Genomic DNA, 18,165 nt, shown 5'->3' with positions numbered 1-18,165 from the left:
ATGCAGACACGGGCGCAGAGTTCCCTCAACGCCCGTGTCCGGTATCAGTCACTATTTAACATTATTGCGATAGTCACTGCGCCCGCTAAGGGCCTTATTTTTTGTCTTTGTCGTTAACTTCTTCGAATTCAGCGTCAACAACATCGTCATCTTTCTTCGCTTCTGCACCTGCACCCGCAGCGCCCGCTTGAGCTTGTTGCTGTGCAATTTCCAGAAGTTTCGCAGATGCCGTTACCAGCGCTTGGATTTTCGCTTCGATTTCAGCTTTATCTTCACCTTTAGAAACGACTTCTAATTCTGAAGTTGCTTTTTCGATGTTCGCTTTATCTTCAGCTGGTAATTTGTCGCCTGCTTCTTCGATTTGTTTACGAGTACCGTGAATCAGTTGGTCTGCTTGGTTGCGAACCTGCACTAACTCTTCAAATTTACGGTCTGCTTCAGCGTTAGCTTCTGCGTCACGTACCATTTTTTCGATTTCCTCGTCATTCAGACCAGAAGATGCCTTAATGGTGATGTTTTGCTCGCGACCGCTGTTTTTGTCTTTCGCAGAAACATGCAGGATACCGTCCGCATCGATGTCAAAAGTCACTTCGATTTGCGGCATACCGCGTGGCGCTGCTTGAATACCATCTAAGTTAAACTGACCCAGTGATTTGTTATCACTCGCACGTTTACGCTCACCTTGCAGTACGTGAATGGTCACGGCTGCTTGGTTATCTTCTGCAGTAGAGAACACTTGGCTGTGTTTAGTTGGGATTGTGGTGTTCTTCGAAATTAACGAAGTCATCACGCCACCCATGGTTTCGATACCTAAAGACAGTGGAGTTACGTCAAGTAACAGAACGTCTTTAACATCACCCGCTAATACACCACCTTGTACTGCTGCACCCATTGCAACGGCTTCGTCTGGGTTAACGTCTTTACGTGGTTCTTTACCAAAGAAATCAGCAACAACTTTCTGAACCATTGGCATACGAGTCTGACCACCAACTAAGATAACGTCGTTGATGTCACCTACACTTAAACCAGCGTCTTGCAGAGCAACTTTAACTGGCTCCATAGAACGTTTAACTAAATCTTCTACCAGTGACTCCAGTTTTGCACGAGTCACTTTGATGTTCATGTGTTTTGGACCTGTCGCATCTGCTGTGATGTATGGCAGGTTAACGTCAGTTTGTTGAGCAGAAGACAGCTCAATTTTTGCTTTTTCAGCAGACTCTTTCAGACGTTGCATTGCCAGTGGATCGTTACGCAGATCAACACCTTGTTCTTTCTTAAACTCGTCAACTAAATAGTTGATTAAACGAGTATCGAAGTCTTCACCACCTAAGTGAGTGTCACCGTTAGTTGCCAGAACTTCATAGGTTTTTTCGCCATCAACTTCATCGATTTCGATGATTGATAAGTCGAATGTACCACCACCTAAGTCGTAAACCGCGATAGTACGGTTGCCAACTTCTCTATCTAAACCGTAAGCCAGCGCTGCTGCTGTTGGTTCGTTGATGATACGTTTTACTTCTAAACCAGCGATACGACCCGCATCTTTGGTTGCTTGACGCTGAGCATCGTTAAAGTAAGCTGGAACAGTGATAACCGCTTCAGTTACTGGTTCACCCAGATAGTCTTCCGCTGTTTTCTTCATTTTTTTCAGCACTTCAGCAGAAACTTGTGGCGGTGCCATTTTTTGGCCTTTCACATCTAACCACGCATCACCGTTATCAGCCGCTACAATTTTGTATGGCATGATAGACACGTCGCGCTGAACTTCTTCGTCTTGGAAACGACGACCGATCAAACGTTTGATCGCAAATAATGTATTTTCTGGGTTAGTGACAGCCTGACGTTTTGCTGGCTGACCAACTAAAATTTCACCATCTTGTGTATATGCAATGATGGAAGGAGTAGTTCTATCACCCTCGCTGTTCTCAAGAACACGCGCAGTAGTGCCATCCATAATTGCAACGCATGAGTTAGTTGTACCTAAATCGATACCAATAATTTTACCCATTTAAAACGCCTCCAAAGGAATTCTTTTCATTTAATTTCGATATCAATCTATATAAGGCTCAATATTTCATTTTCAAGGGAGTTTTTACTTCAACCTTGATTTTTTTTGCAACCTTAATTCTTTTTGCAATTCGCAATAATTTAGATTGATAACTGTTGATGTCTTAAAGATGGGGTCACAAATTCATTCATCAAGGGGCAAAACTAAAAAAGTTTTACATTTAATGCAAAAAAACCCGTCTCTTGATCATTGTTTCGACAATTAAAACTGCGTATTATGCGCCTCCCGTCCTATGGGGCTACAAAAGTTTATTGTATCTATTTGATTTTTAAATACTTTACCAGAGGTTATATGCAATCTAGTTCGCTTGCCAATCCAGGCCCACTCGGTTTATTGGGCTTTGGTATGACAACAATCCTGCTGAATATTCATAATGCAGGCTTTTTCCCTCTCTCATCTGTGATTTTAAGTATGGGGATTTTCTATGGTGGTATCGCGCAAGTGATTGCTGGGCTTATTGAATATAAGAAAGGTAATACGTTCGGTGCGACTGCATTTACCTCTTACGGCTTCTTTTGGCTTGCGTTAGTTGGTCTGCTGTTTTTACCGACCATGGGATTAGCTGAAGCAACTGACCCTACATTTTTAGGGATGTTCCTTCTCTTATGGGGGATCTTTACTTTCTTTATGTTCTTAGGCACCTTCAAAGCAAATTTTGTGCTGCAATTTATCTTTGGCAGCCTAACCGTACTGTTTGCAATGTTAGCGGTGGGTAATTTGACCAACGATTCCACTCTGCTTCAATATGCGGGCTATGAAGGAATTATCTGTGGAGCGAGCGCATTCTATCTGGCTGTCGCTGAGATCTTAAATGAGCAGTATGGCAAAACCATCCTGCCAATTGGCCAACGCAGCTGAGTCGATAGCCTGTTAAGCTAAATAGACAGAAAGAAAACTGTAACAAGAATTATCAGGCAGACATCACGTTCTGCCTGATTTTTTAGAAGGGATTACTCGGCTGTGCGAATAGCCGACTTTGGCCGGAAAGCTTTAACGATGCTTTCGTCTGTTTCAATGTATGGGCCATCAAGTAGTTGAATGCAGTATGGCACACTCGCAAAAATGCCTGATACCAGCACATTTCCTTCTTTATCTTTCAGCCCTTCTAGGGTTTCAGCAATCGCCTTTGGCTGCCCCGGTAAGTTTAAAATCAGTGACTGATTGCGGATCACGCCAACTTGGCGAGATAAAATCGCCGTCGGCACGAACTTCAGGCTAATTTGGCGCATCTGCTCACCAAAGCCAGGCATTTCGCGATCGGCAACTGCAAGCGTTGCATCTGGGGTGACATCTCGACGAGCAGGACCTGTGCCGCCTGTGGTCAGGACTAAATGACAGGAAAATTCATCCACCAGCTCACACAACGTTTGCTCTATCATGACTTGCTCATCAGGGATCAAACGAGTTTCTAAACGAAAAGGCGTGGTGATGGTTTTCGTTAGCCACTCCTCCAGTGCTGGGATCCCTTTATCTTCGTAGATACCGCCTGAAGCACGATCAGAAACCGACACCAGACCTATGCGCAACTCATTCATACAAACCTCAAAAATTAATCATTTAAATTCGTTCATTTGGCGAGAAAATACTAACTTAATTAATACCAAGCCAATAATGATAAACATGGTGCATCATACCATGAGGTCGAATGCCTGACAGCGTCGTGTTTGTGTCGAAATGTGGAATTGAGAGTTTAATCAATGAAAACGCAGCATAAAAAAACCCAGCCAACTGACTGGGTTTTCTAAGAAAAAGGAAATTACAGCAGAGCTGCGATCATTTTTTCCAGTTTTTCTTGGTCTACAGCAAACTTACGGATACCGTCAGACAGTTTATCAACCGCCATTGGATCTTGATTATGCTGCCAGTAGAACTCAGCTTCAGTCAGTTTAGCGCCTGGCTCTTGAGTTTTACCTTCATCTTTCAGTTTACACACTAATTCGCCTTGTGATTCAGACAGCTCTTTCAGCAGCGCTGGAGAGATAGTCAGGCGGTCACAACCTGCCAGCTCAATGATTTCACCTACGTTACGGAAGCTTGCGCCCATCACGACGGTTTTATAACCATGTGCTTTATAGAAGTTGTAGATTTCAGTCACAGAAACCACGCCTGGATCTTCATGTGCAGCAAACTCTTTTTTATCGGTGTTTGCTTTGTACCAGTCAAGGATACGACCTACGAATGGAGAGATCAGGTAAACACCAGCTTCCGCACAAGCACGCGCTTGAGCAAAAGAGAATAATAAAGTTAAGTTACAGTTGATGCCTTCTTTTTCCAGTTTTTCCGCCGCGCGAATACCCTGCCAAGTAGAGGCTAATTTGATCAAAATGCGATCATTGCTGATACCCGCTTCGTTATACATTTTCATCAGACGGCGAGCTTTAGTAATACACGCTTCTTCATCATAAGAAAGACGCGCATCAACTTCTGTTGAAATACGACCTGGGACTAATTTCAGAATTTCTAAACCGATATTAACAGCCAGTTTGTCACATGCATCGACAACTTGTTGTTCACGGTTATTGCTTTGCTTACGCGCCCACTCTACCGCTTCATCAATTAATTTACGGTACTCAGGAATTTGTGCAGCATTTAAAATCAGCGATGGGTTTGTCGTCGCATCTTGTGGTTTGTACAGCTTCATCGCTTCGATGTCGCCAGTATCGGCAACAACAGTTGTCAGACTACGTAAGGAGGTTAGTTTGTCGGTCATTTCTTTAATCTCGTTGTTATACCCGTCATACTTCAAGTTGTAGGGGTGTTGGCTACATTCACTCACCCTTGCCATCTACCCGCAACTTAAACTACTTTGTGTATTATTAAGGAATTGAGGCTAGCGCCGCACCGTCCCATGATAATATCACGCATCTACGTTGCTGCAAGCGAGGAAATATCCTTGAAAGCAACTATTTGATCAGCAATCGTTTTCGCGGTATCCCTAGGAACTGAATGCATTTAGCTAGGTAGAGTAATCTCATCAGTAAACCAGATAACCACCATAAGCGCGACTTATTACAGCGATTCGCCATTTCATCTGATTTTTTGTTAAAGTAATGGATAAATTTACTATCACAAGGGTTAAGTTATGCTGATTACTATTTCACCTGCCAAGACATTAGACTACGAAAGCCCGCTCGCCATCGACACGTTTACTCAACCCGAGCTCCTCGCTGAGTCTGAAAAACTAATTAAAACATGCCGAAAACTCACGCCAGCGGATATCGCCAGCTTAATGAAAATTAGTGATAAACTTGCAGGGCTGAATGCGGCGCGTTTCGGTGAATGGCAGCCAAACTTTACCCCTGATAATGCACGCCAAGCCATCCTCGCCTTCAAAGGGGACGTGTATACCGGCATGCAAGCCGAAACGTTTTCTCCCGCTGATTTTGAATTTTCTCAGCAACATTTACGTATGTTGTCCGGGCTATATGGTGTGCTGCGTCCATTAGACTTAATGCAGCCTTATCGCTTGGAAATGGGAATTCGCCTTAAAAACAGCCGTGGTAAAGACTTATATGAATTCTGGGGAGATATCATCACTCAGCATTTAAATAAAGCACTGGCAGCGCAAGGAGATAATATCCTTGTTAATTTAGCTTCTGATGAATATTTTAAGTCTGTGAATACCAAAAAATTAGATGCTGAAATTATTAAACCCGTTTTCTTAGATGAGAAAAATGGCAAATATAAAGTCATCAGTTTTTATGCAAAAAAAGCTCGCGGATTAATGAGCCGTTTTATCATTCAAAATAAACTGACTAAATCCGAACAGCTATCTGACTTTAATTTAGAAGGCTACCAATTTGATCAAGCGCAGTCGAAAGGTAATGAATTAGTCTTTACACGACCTGAGCAAGCCTAATCATAGACTCACTACGTTGGCTTATGGGGAATGCATCACACCCTATAAGCCTCATACTCAACATACGATATCTTATTTCAAATCCCCGTCACAATCTGGCGATAAAATAATCACCTCTTAAGCTGTATAGCATTCTTTCACCAGTGAGCTCGACAGAGTTATGCCAAAATTCGAGTAAATCTTTGCCATTTATTTTGGAGGTGAGCCATGCCATATTCTGCTGCGTCACATCGTTACACAGATATGGAATATCGTCAGTGCGGTCGGAGTGGATTAAAGCTCCCCCTTGTCTCTTTAGGACTCTGGCATAATTTTGGTGACAACAAGCCAATTGAGAACTGCCGAGCCATGTTAAGACATGCGTTTGATCATGGGATCACCCATTTTGATCTCGCCAACAATTACGGGCCACCTCCTGGCTCCGCAGAACAACAATTTGGTCGCATTCTACAACAAGATTTTCGTCCTTATCGCGATGAAATGGTGATCTCCTCCAAAGCAGGTTACACCATATGGGAAGGTCCTTATGGTGATTGGGGCAGTAAAAAATATTTAGTTGCCAGTCTTAACCAAAGTTTAAAAAGAATTGGCGTCGATTATGTGGATATTTTCTATCACCATAGACCCGATCCTCAAACTCCACTAGAAGAGACCATGGCAGCCCTTGATTTGATCGTTCGACAAGGTAAAGCGCTTTATGTGGGAATTTCGAATTACCCAGCAGAAACAGCGCAAGAAGCTATCCGTATTCTCAATCAACTGGGCACCCCCTGCCTTATTCATCAACCTAAATACTCCATGCTAGAACGTACCCCAGAAGAAGGTCTCCTCGATTTGCTCGAAGAGGAAGGTGTCGGCTCGATTGCCTACTCACCACTGGCTGGGGGTATTTTAACGGATCGTTATCTCAATGGTATTCCCGCTGATTCTCGTGCAGCAGGTAATCCATCACTGCCGCCTGAAAGACTTACATCCGCTATTTTAGCAAAAGTTAAAAAACTCAATGAATTAGCCTTAAATCGTGGGCAAAAATTGAGTCAAATGTCTTTAGCGTGGTTACTGCGCCACGACCGCATTACTTCCGTGCTTATCGGCGCAAGCCGTATCAGCCAAATCGATGACGCTCTCGGCATGATGGAAAATCGTGATTTTAGCCAAAATGAGTTAAAAGCCATTGAGCTGATCCTCGAAGACTCAATCTAAGCCCTTCCTATCGCTATCTCTTAAAATATATTTAAGGGATAGCTTTCTATTTATTATCTTTAATTTAAATATAAACGAACGAATAACATTCTGGTTTATTATTTTATATTCATACAAAACAAATTTGAGTCATTAATTAATCGATAACATTCTTTAATTATTTAAGTGAGTCATTTAAGCTTTATTTGCAGTTTAATTAATTCACTTTATAACGAGGAATTTATATGCGTAAAATCTCTACTGTCTTAATCACCTTATTATTCCCTTTATCCGCACTTTCCATGACTATATCGACCAACGCACAACAAACGGATACCGAATATCTGTGGAGCAACGGAGGAAATGGCGGTAACGGTGGGCATGGAGGCAATGGTGGTAACGGTGGAAGCGGTGGTAGTGGCGGGCATGGAGGCAATGGTGGTAACGGTGGTAATGGAAATTAAATAAACCCGATTATTTAATTATTTCCCCCTTCACATACGAAGGGGGATGGAGGATACAATGGTTAATCAATCTCTATTTCAATTTTTCTCTATTTTATTTCTCACTGCAATACCAACATTAAGTCATTCCAATTATATTCAATCAAATAAAAACACTTTATTCCATTTAAATAAAACCATTTTTATCGATAATATTTCTCAGTCTAATTCCTGCATTCCTTTTTATTACCGAAATTATTATTTCCATTTTTCCGAAAATGGCATAAATGGAACTCATGGACAAAATGGCAGTGGAGGAAACGGCGGTAATGGCGGAATCGGTGGTAATGGCGGCAGCGGAGGTAATGGTCAACATGGTGGAAATGGTGGCAACGGTGGCAGTCATGGTCATGGCAACCACGGAGGTCACGCGACGCCCGGCAGTAATGGAAATGGTGGCAACGGCGGAAATGGTGGCGTGAATGGTGGAGACGGCGGACACGGCGGTAACGGAGATGGTCTAGGTAACGGGGGGAACGGTGGAAATGGTTCCGTCAACGGCAATGGCGGCAATGGCGGACACGGAGGAAGCAATGGCGATCATGGCGGTAATGGGGGGGATGGCTCTGGTAGTGGCGATGGCGGCAATGGAGGAAATGCAGGTATTGGAGGACAAGTGGGCAAAGGTGGTAAAGGAGGACCCGATGGCGGTCAAAATGGCACGGACGGCTCTAATTATTAGCTTTTCCTCAAAAAAAAACGGAAGCCAATACAGCTTCCGTTATTAAGATCCCCGTCAATCGCAGGTTTCAATTATTGTTTCGGTGCTAACTTCATTAAGAATTCGCGTAATTGAGCAAAATTTGACGGTAAGAAGTGAGAAAGCAGAGGTAAATCTGCACGTTCCGCCAGCTCTTTTGGCAGCGAAATTTGTTTATTTAAGATAGCTTCCACGCTCTCCTTAAATTTCGCAGGATGAGCAGTTCCTAAGAACAGGCCATATTCACCATCTTGCAGCTGATCACGCAGGACTCGATAAGCAACCGCTGCATGAGGCTCCGATAAATACCCTTTCTTATCTAACTCACGTACGGTTTCTTGAGTCACTTCATCACTCACTGCACCGTAACCTAACTCTTTCAATGACCAACCTTTGCGACGGAATAACTCTTCAATACGCGGCCAGTTATTTGGCTGGCTGACATCCATTGCGTTAGATAAAGTCGCAACGGTTTGATGTGGCGCCCATTTACCATCAACTAAATAACGCGGAACCGTGTCATTAACGTTAGTGGCAGCGATAAAACGTTTCACTGGTAATCCCATAGATTTCGCCAGCAAGCCTGCCGTTAAATCCCCAAAGTTACCACTTGGCACAGAGATCACCAGTTGATCGCGTTTTTCTGCTGGGATCTGAGCAACCGCTTCAAAATAATAACAAATCTGCGCTAACAGACGGCTAATATTGATGGAGTTCGCAGAGTTCAAATACAGGGCTTTTTTCAGTTCTTCATCATCAAAAGCGTGTTTGACCATCGCCTGACACGCATCAAAATCATCTTTGATAGCCACAGTATGGATGTTTTTACCCAGCGTACAGAATAGTTTTTCTTGCAGTGGGCTGATTTTGCCTTCTGGGTATAAGATAACCACTTGAACATTATCCAAACCATAGAATGCATGGGCAACAGCAGCGCCGGTATCACCAGATGTCGCGGTTAAGATAGTGACTGGCGCACCACCAGCTACTTGACCTAACGCTTGCGCCATGAAGCGACCGCCAAAGTCTTTAAATGCCAGTGTTGGTCCGTGATACAGCTCTAACGTAGCCACATCATCTTCAACTTTGGAAACAGGTGCAGGAAATGCAAAAGCCGTTTTAACACGTTCAGCAAGCTGCTCAGCTGGAATTTCATCTCCGATAAACGCGTTTAAGATACGGCTACTACGAGTGACAAAATCCAACTTCAGTAATTCATCAATTTCACTGGCGCTAAACTCAGGTAAGTCTTGAGGGAAAAATAGCCCTTGTTGCTTACCTAACCCTTGTTTCACGGCTTGCGCGAAGCTGACTTGTTCGTTGTTATCTTTTAAATTATACAGTTTCATCGTTTACCCTATTGTCCTTGCACCCGCCATATCTAAACGACAGATATGCACAAAGCCTTCATCATTTTGAATGTAATGTTGTTGTAGGTACTGCACCATCTCTTCTGCGATTTTTTTATCATCACAAATGGTAAAAATTGTTGGTCCTGATCCCGAAATACCACATGCCAGAGCACCAATTTGCTTCGCATGTTCTCGTGCCTTCGCAAAACCTGGCAGCAACTGAGTACGGTATGGCTCTGCGACGACGTCTTTGATCATCGTGACCGCTAGCTCAGGCTGATGAGTATGACATGCATGGATAAAGCCTGATAAATAGCGCCCATGATTTACAATATCATGGCGAGAATAGCTATCGGGTAAAATGGCTCGCGCTTCTGCGGTAGAGACTTTAATACCCGGATAGGCCATCACCCAATACCAGTTTTCAAACGCAGGGACGGGCTGAGAAATAATGCCATTTTGCTCGATGATCAGCTGTAAGCCCCCCAAGTAGCATGGCGCGACGTTGTCATAGTGAATACTGCCTGAAATACGCCCTTCTAGCTCGCCCATCATGCCAAGCAGTGCGGTTTGGTCAAATGGCTTATCTGCAAACTCATTGAGTGCCATCAGTGCAGCGACGACGGAGCAAGCACTTGAACCTAAACCCGAACCAATTGGCATATTCTTTTCAAGGGTCATTGCCACGTTCAGTTTTTTACCAAGACGCTCGCAAAACAGTTCCCAGCATTGGTAAACAATGTTGTGTTCCATTTTTTTCGGTAGCTTAGAAACAAATCGACCTTGGTTTTCTAATGAAAATGTCTCTGCCGCTTCAATGCTGACACAGTCACCGAGCAGTGAGCCATCAATCGGAGAGACTGCTACGCCTAGCACATCAAATCCAACGCTCACATTACCAATTGAAGCGGGTGCATAAACTTTGATCACTTCTTAAACTCCCAATTTCCATGATAGGGTACGCAGCATATCCGCAAATACACCCGCTGCAGTTACATCATTACCAGCACCGTAACCTCTGAGAACTAAAGGAATTGGTTGATAGTAGCGTGTGTAGAATGCCAGTGCGTTTTCGCCATTTTTTACTTTAAACAGTGGGTCATTTCCATCAACGGCAACCATTTTCACCTGACAGCGACCTTCTTCGATAAGACCCACATAGCGTAACACTTTTTCCTCTGCTTCTGCCGCTTTTATCCGCGCAGCAAACTGGGCATCAAGTTGTGGTAAACGCGCCATAAACTCGGCAACACTGCCTGAACTGTCGAAATCAGCAGGAAGTACAGATTCAATATTGATGTCGCTAAGTTCTAATTCATAACCCGCCTCACGAGCTAAAATCAGTAATTTACGCGCCACATCCATGCCGGATAAATCGTCGCGTGGATCTGGCTCGGTGAAGCCTTTTTCCTTCGCTAACGTTGTCGCTTCTGATAAGGACATTCCTTCATCCAATTTACCGAAAATAAATGACAAGGATCCTGACAAGATTCCACTGAAATGAACTAATTCATCCCCTGCGTTCAGTAAGTTTTGTAGGTTTTCGATAACCGGTAAACCCGCCCCTACGTTGGTATCATAAAGGAATTTACGTTTTGAGCTCTCGGCGGCAGCACGAAGTTGATGATAATAATCCATCGACAATGTGTTGGCTTTTTTGTTCGGCGTGACGACGTTAAAACCGTCTTTTAAGAAGCTAGCATATTGCTCTGCGATCTCTTGGTTAGACGTACAGTCGATGATCACCGGGTTTAAAAAATGGTACTCACGCTCTAAACGGATCAGACGGCTGAGGCTAAACGCTTCTTTGGCTTCAGCTAATTCAGCTTTCCAATTATCTAAGTCAATTCCTTGCATATTGATCAGCATCGCTCTTGAGTTCGCTATCCCACAGACACGTAGATCAATATGTTTTTGTTTCAGCCACTGTTGTTGACGGTGGATCTGTTCGATCAACGCATTACCGACGCCGCCCACTCCGACAATAAAGGCTTCAATCACTTGCTCAGCATTGAACAGCATTTGGTGACATAAACGCACCGCTGAAGTGGCTGACTCATTGGCGATCACCGCAGAGATTGAACGCTCGGACGAGCCTTGCGCAATAGCAACGATGTTGATATTGCCGCGGGTTAATGCTGAGAAGAAACGTGCGGAGATGCCTTTTAATGTACGCATACCATCCCCAACAACGGAGATGATGGATAGTTGCTCCATCACATCTAACGGGTCTAATACCCCGTCTTTAAGCTCTAAATAAAACTCTTCTTCTAATGCGCCACGAGCGCGCTGTAGCTCATTTTGCGGCACGCAGAAGCTGATACTGTATTCCGACGATGATTGCGTGATCAGCACCACGGAGATCCCTTTACGGGACATGACCGAGAAAATACGTGCTGCCATACCAACCATGCCTTTCATACCCGGACCTGAGACGTTGATCATCGCCATATTATTCAGGTTAGTGATCCCTTTCACTGGTGTACTAACATCCGTTTGACCATCACCAATCAGCGTACCCGGTGCACTTGGATTAGTGGTGTTTTTGATCAGGCAAGGGATTTGGAATTGTGCAATTGGGGCGATAGTACGAGGGTGTAAGACTTTCGCGCCAAAATAAGAAAGCTCCATCGCTTCTTGGTATGACATCCCTTTGAGTAAACGGGCATCAGGCACTAAACGTGGGTCACAAGTATAAACCCCATCAACATCTGTCCAAATTTCACAGCAATCTGCACGTAAACATGCCGCTAATACCGCAGCCGAATAGTCGGAACCATTACGTCCTAACACCACCAGTTCACCCTTCTCATTTCCAGCCGTAAAGCCTGCCATCAACACGAAATGATCTTTAGGGATGTTCAACTCTGTAATACGTTTAGTGGATTCATTGATATCAACGGTGGATTCAAGATAGTGACCTTTTGCTAGCAAGCTTTTCACCGGATCAATCACGGTGACTTTGTGACCGCGAGCTTTTAATACAGATTCCATGATGGCGATAGAGAGCTTCTCACCACGGCAGATAATAGAGGCGTTGATGCTATCAGGACATTGTCCTAGAAGAGTAATACCATGCAGTACTTGTTTGATTTGCGCGAATTCGTGTTCGGTCAGCTTTTTCAGTTTGTCATATTCAAAGCCGGGCTGCTTTTCTTTCAATCCTTTTAAGAGATTAGCAAAAATCATTTCTGCATCACTCACATGCGTGATGACATCCTGACCTGCTGCCGTTTTTTCAATCATCGCCACCAAATGGTTAGTGATTTTCGCGGGTGCAGATAGCACCAACGCGACTTGTCCATCTGCCAATTTGCTTTCCGCGATATCAGCAACATTAAGTACCCGTTCGTCATTTGCGACTGAAGTACCGCCAAATTTAAGCACACGCATGGTATTTCTCTCCTGAATTAGCGCCAAAAAAAAGCCCACATCTTTTTAGGATGCGGGCTTTTTCATTTTTATTTTTTGGATGCGTCAGCCCGCCCCGTTTCCTGTGGTTACGGTGGTGGTGGTAATAATCGTAGTCAGGCTGATGTTACGCATAAAATTTGTTTGTCTCGTAGGGAACATTTCGGTTTCTCCCTATACGGTTAAAGTAATCACACAATAATGTCAAATTTATTTGTATTTATGACCTCAAAAGAAGCGGTAATTCAGCTCGGAGATCCACTGTATTCATCAAAAACATCTTCATAAAAAGAGAGCTAGCTTAGATATTCCAGTTGTAAAATTCATTAATTCTAAAATTAATAGATTTTAATTTTATTTAAAAAATTAGCGCCTCACATGTACAAAAAACAATCAAACACCAAATTTGATGACGGTATTTTAACCGTATTTCTCAACAGTAAATTTGAAATAAATTGCCACTGATGTCCTATCTTTCTCTCTTCGATTAATCTTGATCAAGATTTGCACCAACCTTAAAGAAACCTACTTAGTTTCAGATCAAAATTGCACATAAGAAACCAAATAGTCATTTAGTTAATTATAAGCATGCAAACATTAATTCAGATAGTTCTGAGGAGTCTTGTTATTTTTTTGTAAAACAAAATAGATTCACGCAAAGCAAGTAAGTGTAATCACCTAGTTTTTCTTATAAAAAACCAAAAATACTTTTTTTACGCGATTTTGATGTGCTAAACGAAATTTTACTCTCTGACAATTTTAAGGTGTTCTAAAGACACAAAAATCACTTACGTGACTTAGCTTAAGTTAAATACAAATATCTTCATCCCTATTCATATCGACCTTTCTGTACGGTATCACGATGAAAAACGTGCATTATCTCTCTTTTTTTCTCTTATTTTTATCGTCTATTCGATATCTCTATAACAAATAATTTTGGTATAATTATCTGCCTAACAATCATTGTTAACGTGCTACAATTGATTTTGATATGTATCAACAAAAGTTAGTTTTTTAGGTGGTAAATGCAGTATTAGCTGTTATATTGCTGTTAACAGCCCAATATTGGGAAAGTGCTTAAGTTTTGGTGAGTTTTATGACCTTCAGCCTAATGGATAGGCAACGCTAAGTCACTGAAAAATGTAAAGACAAATTTATACTCATAGACGTGTTTTTCCAGATAATCATACCAACAACCACCTAACTGGAAACGGCCTATGGGTTCAGTATTTTTATTTTAATACTTTAGGTAGCAAATATGCAGACCCCACACATTTTGATCGTTGAAGACGAGATTGTCACACGTAATACGCTGAAAAGTATCTTTGAAGCGGAAGGTTATGTTGTTCATGAAGCCACCGATGGTGAAGAAATGAACAATGTTCTTTCTGAACATGACATCAACTTAGTGATCATGGATATTAACTTACCAGGCAAAAACGGCTTACTGCTGGCTCGTGAACTACGTGAGCAAGAAAGTATCGCATTAATGTTCTTAACTGGCCGTGATAACGAAGTTGATAAGATTCTTGGTCTTGAAATCGGTGCTGATGACTATATCACCAAACCATTCAACCCACGCGAATTGACTATCCGTGCACGTAACTTACTGTCCCGTACTATGAATTTAGCGGGCGGTACAGAAGAGCGCCGTCTGGTTGAGAGCTATAAGTTCAATGGCTGGGAATTAGACATTAATAGCCGTTCTTTAGTGAGCCCTGCTGGTGAACACTACAAATTACCACGTAGTGAATTCCGTGCAATGCTTCACTTCTGTGAAAACCCAGGCAAAATCCAAACTCGTGCAGACTTACTGAAGAAAATGACTGGCCGTGAGTTAAAACCTCATGACAGAACAGTCGATGTGACTATCCGTCGCATTCGTAAACACTTCGAGTCTACGCCAGATACCCCAGAAATCATTGCCACCATCCACGGTGAAGGCTATCGTTTCTGCGGTGATTTAGACGAGTGATTTCATTCTGATTAATGAAAACCGGCGCAAGCCGGTTTTTTATTGGAACTTAAAATACCAAAAATATTATTCCAATTCTAAAAAATTAAAACTGAAAGTCATTCAAAAATCGCCACTCATTTTAAACATAATCAGTGGCGATTTTTATATTAAAGCACTATCACCACGGCATAATTGGCACGGCGCTTAACGCATTTTTAGGCGAGCCGTCGATCATCTTATCGGAATAGGTCAAATAGACGAGTGCATTACGTTTTGGGTCGTAAAAACGAACCACTTGAAGCTTTTTAAACACCAGTGACGTTCTCTTTTGGAAAACTACCTGCCCTTTTTTCGGGTTACGTTTCACTCGGTCATTTAGCTCAATAGGACCCACTTGTTGGCAAGAAATGGCAGCATCCGAGGTATCTTCCGCTAATCCAAGCCCACCTTTAATCCCGCCCGTTTTTGAACGGCTTAGGTAGCAAGTCACATTGTCCACATCCGGATCATCAAAGGCTTCAACCACTATCTTATGGTCAGGTCCTAGCACCTTGAATACAGTATCAACTGAGCCGATTTCCTCTGCGACTGCCATAAAAGATAGTGCAGACAACATTGATCCCAAAATGAGGTTTTTCAGTGTATTACCTTTCGCAATACCTTTTTTAAATTTGGAAGAACCCATACAGTATTCCCTTTTCAGCTTAACATCTGAATTTTAAATAACCTAAACGGCAATAATTCTGTTTATTAACTAATTCTTAAATACAACTCATTTACTATAAACGAAAAAGGTAAGTTGTTATAGAATAGCCACTCATTGATTACTCATATCTGTTCTGTGAGTCGTATTGCCTGGGGATATCCATGGATCAAACAAATATTATTCGCGACCTTCTTCGTTGGATAGATGATAACCTTGATAAACCATTGTCATTAGATAATGTTGCCGCGAGAGCGGGTTATTCAAAGTGGCATTTACAGAGAATGTTCAAGGATGTGACCGACCAAGCAATTGGTGCTTATATTCGCGCTAGACGCCTATCTCGTGCTGCGGTTGCACTGCGCTTAACGAGCCGTCCCATTCTTGATATTGCATTACAGTATCGATTTGATTCACAACAAACTTTCACTCGCGCTTTTAAAAAACAGTTCAATTTGACGCCTGCATTTTATCGCCGCACTGAAGAATGGTGCGCAACCGGTATTTGTCCACCGATCGTGTTGGATGAACATTCTCCATTGGATTATGAATTTGTCACGATGGTCGAGCAGCCATTGGTTGGTTTGGAGCAAAGTTGTTCCTATGTGCTTGAAGAGTGGTCAACTGCCTGCTCGCAAATGCGTCAGTCTTTCTGGCGCTATTATTTAGAGCACACCACCAAAGTGGCTTCTGAAGTCTTTGGCTTACATCATGCGATTCATAGTGCCGAGAAAGATGATGAGCAAACTGTGTTTTACACCACCGCAGTGAAACCCGAAGATGCGAGCTTTAGTAACACCGAATATAGCCATGTTACGATCCCCGCAGGCGAATATGTGAAATTTAATTATCGCGGTGAGACGACGAGAGAAAGAATGCAGGAGTTCCTTTACCATGTTTATGGGGTCTACTTGCCAAAACTGAATCTCACTCGCCGTCCAGGCTATGATGTAGAAAACTACAAAATCAAGAATGTGACGCACAATGAGATAACGGATACGGATCCAAGAACTCACATTGAATCATTCAGCTATTATGTTCCCATCAAAAAGCCTGAAGCTAATTAAGCAGTCATAATCAGACACCCAAAATAAAGGCGCTTCATACACTGAAACGCCTTTTTTCTTTTTCGCTGATTTATTTCTTAACCTTGCTGTTCATCAAGAGCAGGCTGAGAAAGATGTGTCACCTCCCCCGCGGTTTCCACAATCCAGCCATTGGCTAACCATGGGCTATTTTGGTAATCAACGCGAGATAACGAGCAGTTACGCAGACGTAAACGTCGTGGAGAGTTTGCAGGCACACCTAAGATACGACTTAATAATGTACTGAGCGCCAAGCCATGACTAACCAATAATGGACGGCTTCCTTCTGGTAGTTCAAGGCAATTATTTAACGCCGCAAACATACGCGTGAAAAGTTCATCCATCGATTCCCCTTCAGGAATACGACCACCTTCGACACCATTTATCAGGCTTTGACGCCACTGTTCTTCTTGTTCAGACAACGAGCCAATTTCTCGTTGCTCCAAGACACCCATATTTAATTCACGCAAACGCGGTTCTGTGATAATTTCACACCCGCACACTTGTGCAATAATTTGTGCAGTTTCAAGTGTGCGTCCCATATCACTAGTGATAATATGGGTAATACCTTCGGATTTAACCCGTTGAGCAACCTGCATGGCCTGTTGACGACCAAGTGAGGTCAGCGGGCTATCAGATTGTCCCTGTATGCGACGTGCAACGTTCCATTCAGTTTCGCCATGGCGAACAAGATAAACCTGTAACATAGATGTGTTCCGTTATTACTGTACAAAGTATGTGTTCAAAGGAAAATAATTAATGTACCAAGTTATAGCTGCAACGACGAATCCAGCCAAAATTAAAGCGATTCATCTTGCTTTCGATGCCGTTTTTGGGCCTGGCAGTTATCAAATTGAAGATATTAATGTCGATAGCAGTGTTCCACAGCAACCTATCGGTAATAATGAAACCCGTACAGGAGCAAGACAACGTGTGATGGCATCACGCCAAGTACGCCCAGAAGCTGACTTTTGGGTAGGTATTGAGGCGGGTGTTGAAGATGACATGACATTTGCATGGATTGTGATTGAGCACCATCAAATCCGTGGAGAATCACGCTCTGCCAGTATTATGATCCCAGAAAAAGTGCTTGCGGGGATCCGTGAAGGTCGTGAGCTGGGTGATGAAATGGCTGACCTTACTGGTATTGATAATATCAAACAACAAGGCGGTGCGATTGGCTTCTTCACCAATGGCGTATTGACGCGCACCAGCGTTTATCAACAAGCACTCATACTGGCTTTAGTTCCTATTAAACACGAAATTTATAAAGAGCTAAATCACATAGAAGACTAATTATACTCAAAACGATTTAAAATGCATGTGGGGCTCTTAGCAATAAGAG

At 42.8% G+C, this 18,165-nt stretch carries 17 protein-coding genes and 1 other annotated feature; of the genes, 8 read left to right on the top strand and 9 right to left on the bottom strand.

The genetic code is table 11. The annotated features are described in order from the left end of the window. Positions 1-94 precede the first annotated feature (94 nt). Complete coding sequence (dnaK, locus tag M5X66_RS03105) at positions 95-2,008, bottom strand: molecular chaperone DnaK (RefSeq protein ID WP_108479227.1); 1,914 nt, start codon at positions 2,006-2,008, stop codon at positions 95-97. Between the two features lie 351 nt (positions 2,009-2,359). Here dnaK and satP point away from each other — a divergent pair, with 351 nt between their 5' ends. Continuing rightward, positions 2,360-2,926, top strand: a complete 567-nt coding sequence (satP, locus tag M5X66_RS03100) for an acetate uptake transporter (protein ID WP_036950283.1) — start codon at positions 2,360-2,362, stop codon at positions 2,924-2,926. Positions 2,927-3,018: 92 nt separating this feature from the next. On the opposite strand, the gene mog is transcribed toward satP, so the two are convergent. Both mog and tal read right to left on the bottom strand, forming a co-directional pair. After that, entirely contained in the window at positions 3,019-3,603 is a 585-nt protein-coding gene (gene mog / locus M5X66_RS03095) for a molybdopterin adenylyltransferase (RefSeq protein ID WP_036950281.1), read from the bottom strand. 221 nt (positions 3,604-3,824) lie between these two features. After that, complete coding sequence (tal, locus tag M5X66_RS03090; protein ID WP_036950279.1) at positions 3,825-4,778, bottom strand: transaldolase; 954 nt, start codon at positions 4,776-4,778, stop codon at positions 3,825-3,827. 372 nt (positions 4,779-5,150) lie between these two features. Here tal and yaaA point away from each other — a divergent pair, with 372 nt between their 5' ends. From yaaA to M5X66_RS03070, 4 genes are all read left to right on the top strand, one after another. Beyond that, the gene (gene yaaA / locus M5X66_RS03085) at positions 5,151-5,927 is read left to right on the top strand and encodes a peroxide stress protein YaaA (protein WP_154637591.1); all 777 of its coding nucleotides are present in this window, start codon (positions 5,151-5,153) and stop codon (positions 5,925-5,927) included. Positions 5,928-6,134: 207 nt separating this feature from the next. Then, positions 6,135-7,130 carry an aldo/keto reductase gene (locus M5X66_RS03080; protein ID WP_270103871.1) on the top strand — a complete coding sequence of 332 codons (996 nt, stop codon included), beginning with the start codon at positions 6,135-6,137 and terminating at the stop codon, positions 7,128-7,130. Positions 7,131-7,354: 224 nt separating this feature from the next. Next, positions 7,355-7,573: a hypothetical protein gene (locus M5X66_RS03075; protein ID WP_132496147.1), complete on the top strand. Its 219-nt coding sequence runs from the start codon at positions 7,355-7,357 to the stop codon at positions 7,571-7,573. Positions 7,574-7,631: 58 nt separating this feature from the next. Further along, complete coding sequence (locus tag M5X66_RS03070) at positions 7,632-8,294, top strand: hypothetical protein (RefSeq protein ID WP_270103870.1); 663 nt, start codon at positions 7,632-7,634, stop codon at positions 8,292-8,294. Positions 8,295-8,365: 71 nt separating this feature from the next. Here the strand turns inward: M5X66_RS03070 and thrC are convergent, their stop codons facing one another. The 4 genes from thrC to thrL all read right to left on the bottom strand — a co-directional run bounded on the left by thrC (position 8,366) and on the right by thrL (position 13,210). Next, positions 8,366-9,661, bottom strand: coding sequence for a threonine synthase (gene thrC, locus M5X66_RS03065; protein ID WP_036950269.1), 1,296 nt, complete (start codon positions 9,659-9,661; stop codon positions 8,366-8,368). A 3-nt stretch (positions 9,662-9,664) separates the two neighbouring features. Beyond that, positions 9,665-10,594: a homoserine kinase gene (gene thrB / locus M5X66_RS03060; RefSeq protein WP_270103869.1), complete on the bottom strand. Its 930-nt coding sequence runs from the start codon at positions 10,592-10,594 to the stop codon at positions 9,665-9,667. Between the two features lie 3 nt (positions 10,595-10,597). Continuing rightward, positions 10,598-13,057 (bottom strand): bifunctional aspartate kinase/homoserine dehydrogenase I, encoded by a 2,460-nt coding sequence (thrA, locus tag M5X66_RS03055; protein ID WP_154609343.1) that lies wholly within the window; start codon positions 13,055-13,057, stop codon positions 10,598-10,600. Between the two features lie 24 nt (positions 13,058-13,081). Continuing rightward, positions 13,082-13,203 (bottom strand) — a sequence feature (Thr leader region). Next, positions 13,142-13,210 (bottom strand): thr operon leader peptide, encoded by a 69-nt coding sequence (gene thrL, locus M5X66_RS03050; RefSeq protein ID WP_108479263.1) that lies wholly within the window; start codon positions 13,208-13,210, stop codon positions 13,142-13,144. (Overlaps the previous feature by 62 nt.) Positions 13,211-14,333: 1,123 nt before the next feature. Here thrL and arcA point away from each other — a divergent pair. Next, positions 14,334-15,050 (top strand): two-component system response regulator ArcA, encoded by a 717-nt coding sequence (gene arcA / locus M5X66_RS03045; RefSeq protein ID WP_004905684.1) that lies wholly within the window; start codon positions 14,334-14,336, stop codon positions 15,048-15,050. A 160-nt stretch (positions 15,051-15,210) separates the two neighbouring features. On the opposite strand, the gene creA is transcribed toward arcA, so the two are convergent. After that, complete coding sequence (creA, locus tag M5X66_RS03040; protein WP_148444759.1) at positions 15,211-15,717, bottom strand: protein CreA; 507 nt, start codon at positions 15,715-15,717, stop codon at positions 15,211-15,213. Positions 15,718-15,899: 182 nt separating this feature from the next. Here creA and robA point away from each other — a divergent pair, with 182 nt between their 5' ends. Continuing rightward, complete coding sequence (gene robA / locus M5X66_RS03035) at positions 15,900-16,802, top strand: MDR efflux pump AcrAB transcriptional activator RobA (RefSeq protein ID WP_154637590.1); 903 nt, start codon at positions 15,900-15,902, stop codon at positions 16,800-16,802. A 77-nt stretch (positions 16,803-16,879) separates the two neighbouring features. Here the strand turns inward: robA and gpmB are convergent, their stop codons facing one another. After that, positions 16,880-17,527 carry a 2,3-diphosphoglycerate-dependent phosphoglycerate mutase GpmB gene (gpmB, locus tag M5X66_RS03030; protein WP_036950261.1) on the bottom strand — a complete coding sequence of 216 codons (648 nt, stop codon included), beginning with the start codon at positions 17,525-17,527 and terminating at the stop codon, positions 16,880-16,882. Positions 17,528-17,579: 52 nt separating this feature from the next. On the opposite strand from gpmB, the gene yjjX reads away from it, so the two are divergent. Further along, positions 17,580-18,116, top strand: a complete 537-nt coding sequence (gene yjjX / locus M5X66_RS03025) for an inosine/xanthosine triphosphatase (protein WP_006657125.1) — start codon at positions 17,580-17,582, stop codon at positions 18,114-18,116. Positions 18,117-18,165 lie beyond the last annotated feature (49 nt).

Origin of the sequence: Providencia sp. PROV188 (assembly GCF_027595165.1) — a bacterium.
GTDB classification, from domain to species: domain Bacteria; phylum Pseudomonadota; class Gammaproteobacteria; order Enterobacterales; family Enterobacteriaceae; genus Providencia; species Providencia lanzhouensis.
This window is presented reverse-complemented; position numbering and strand designations above follow the sequence as displayed.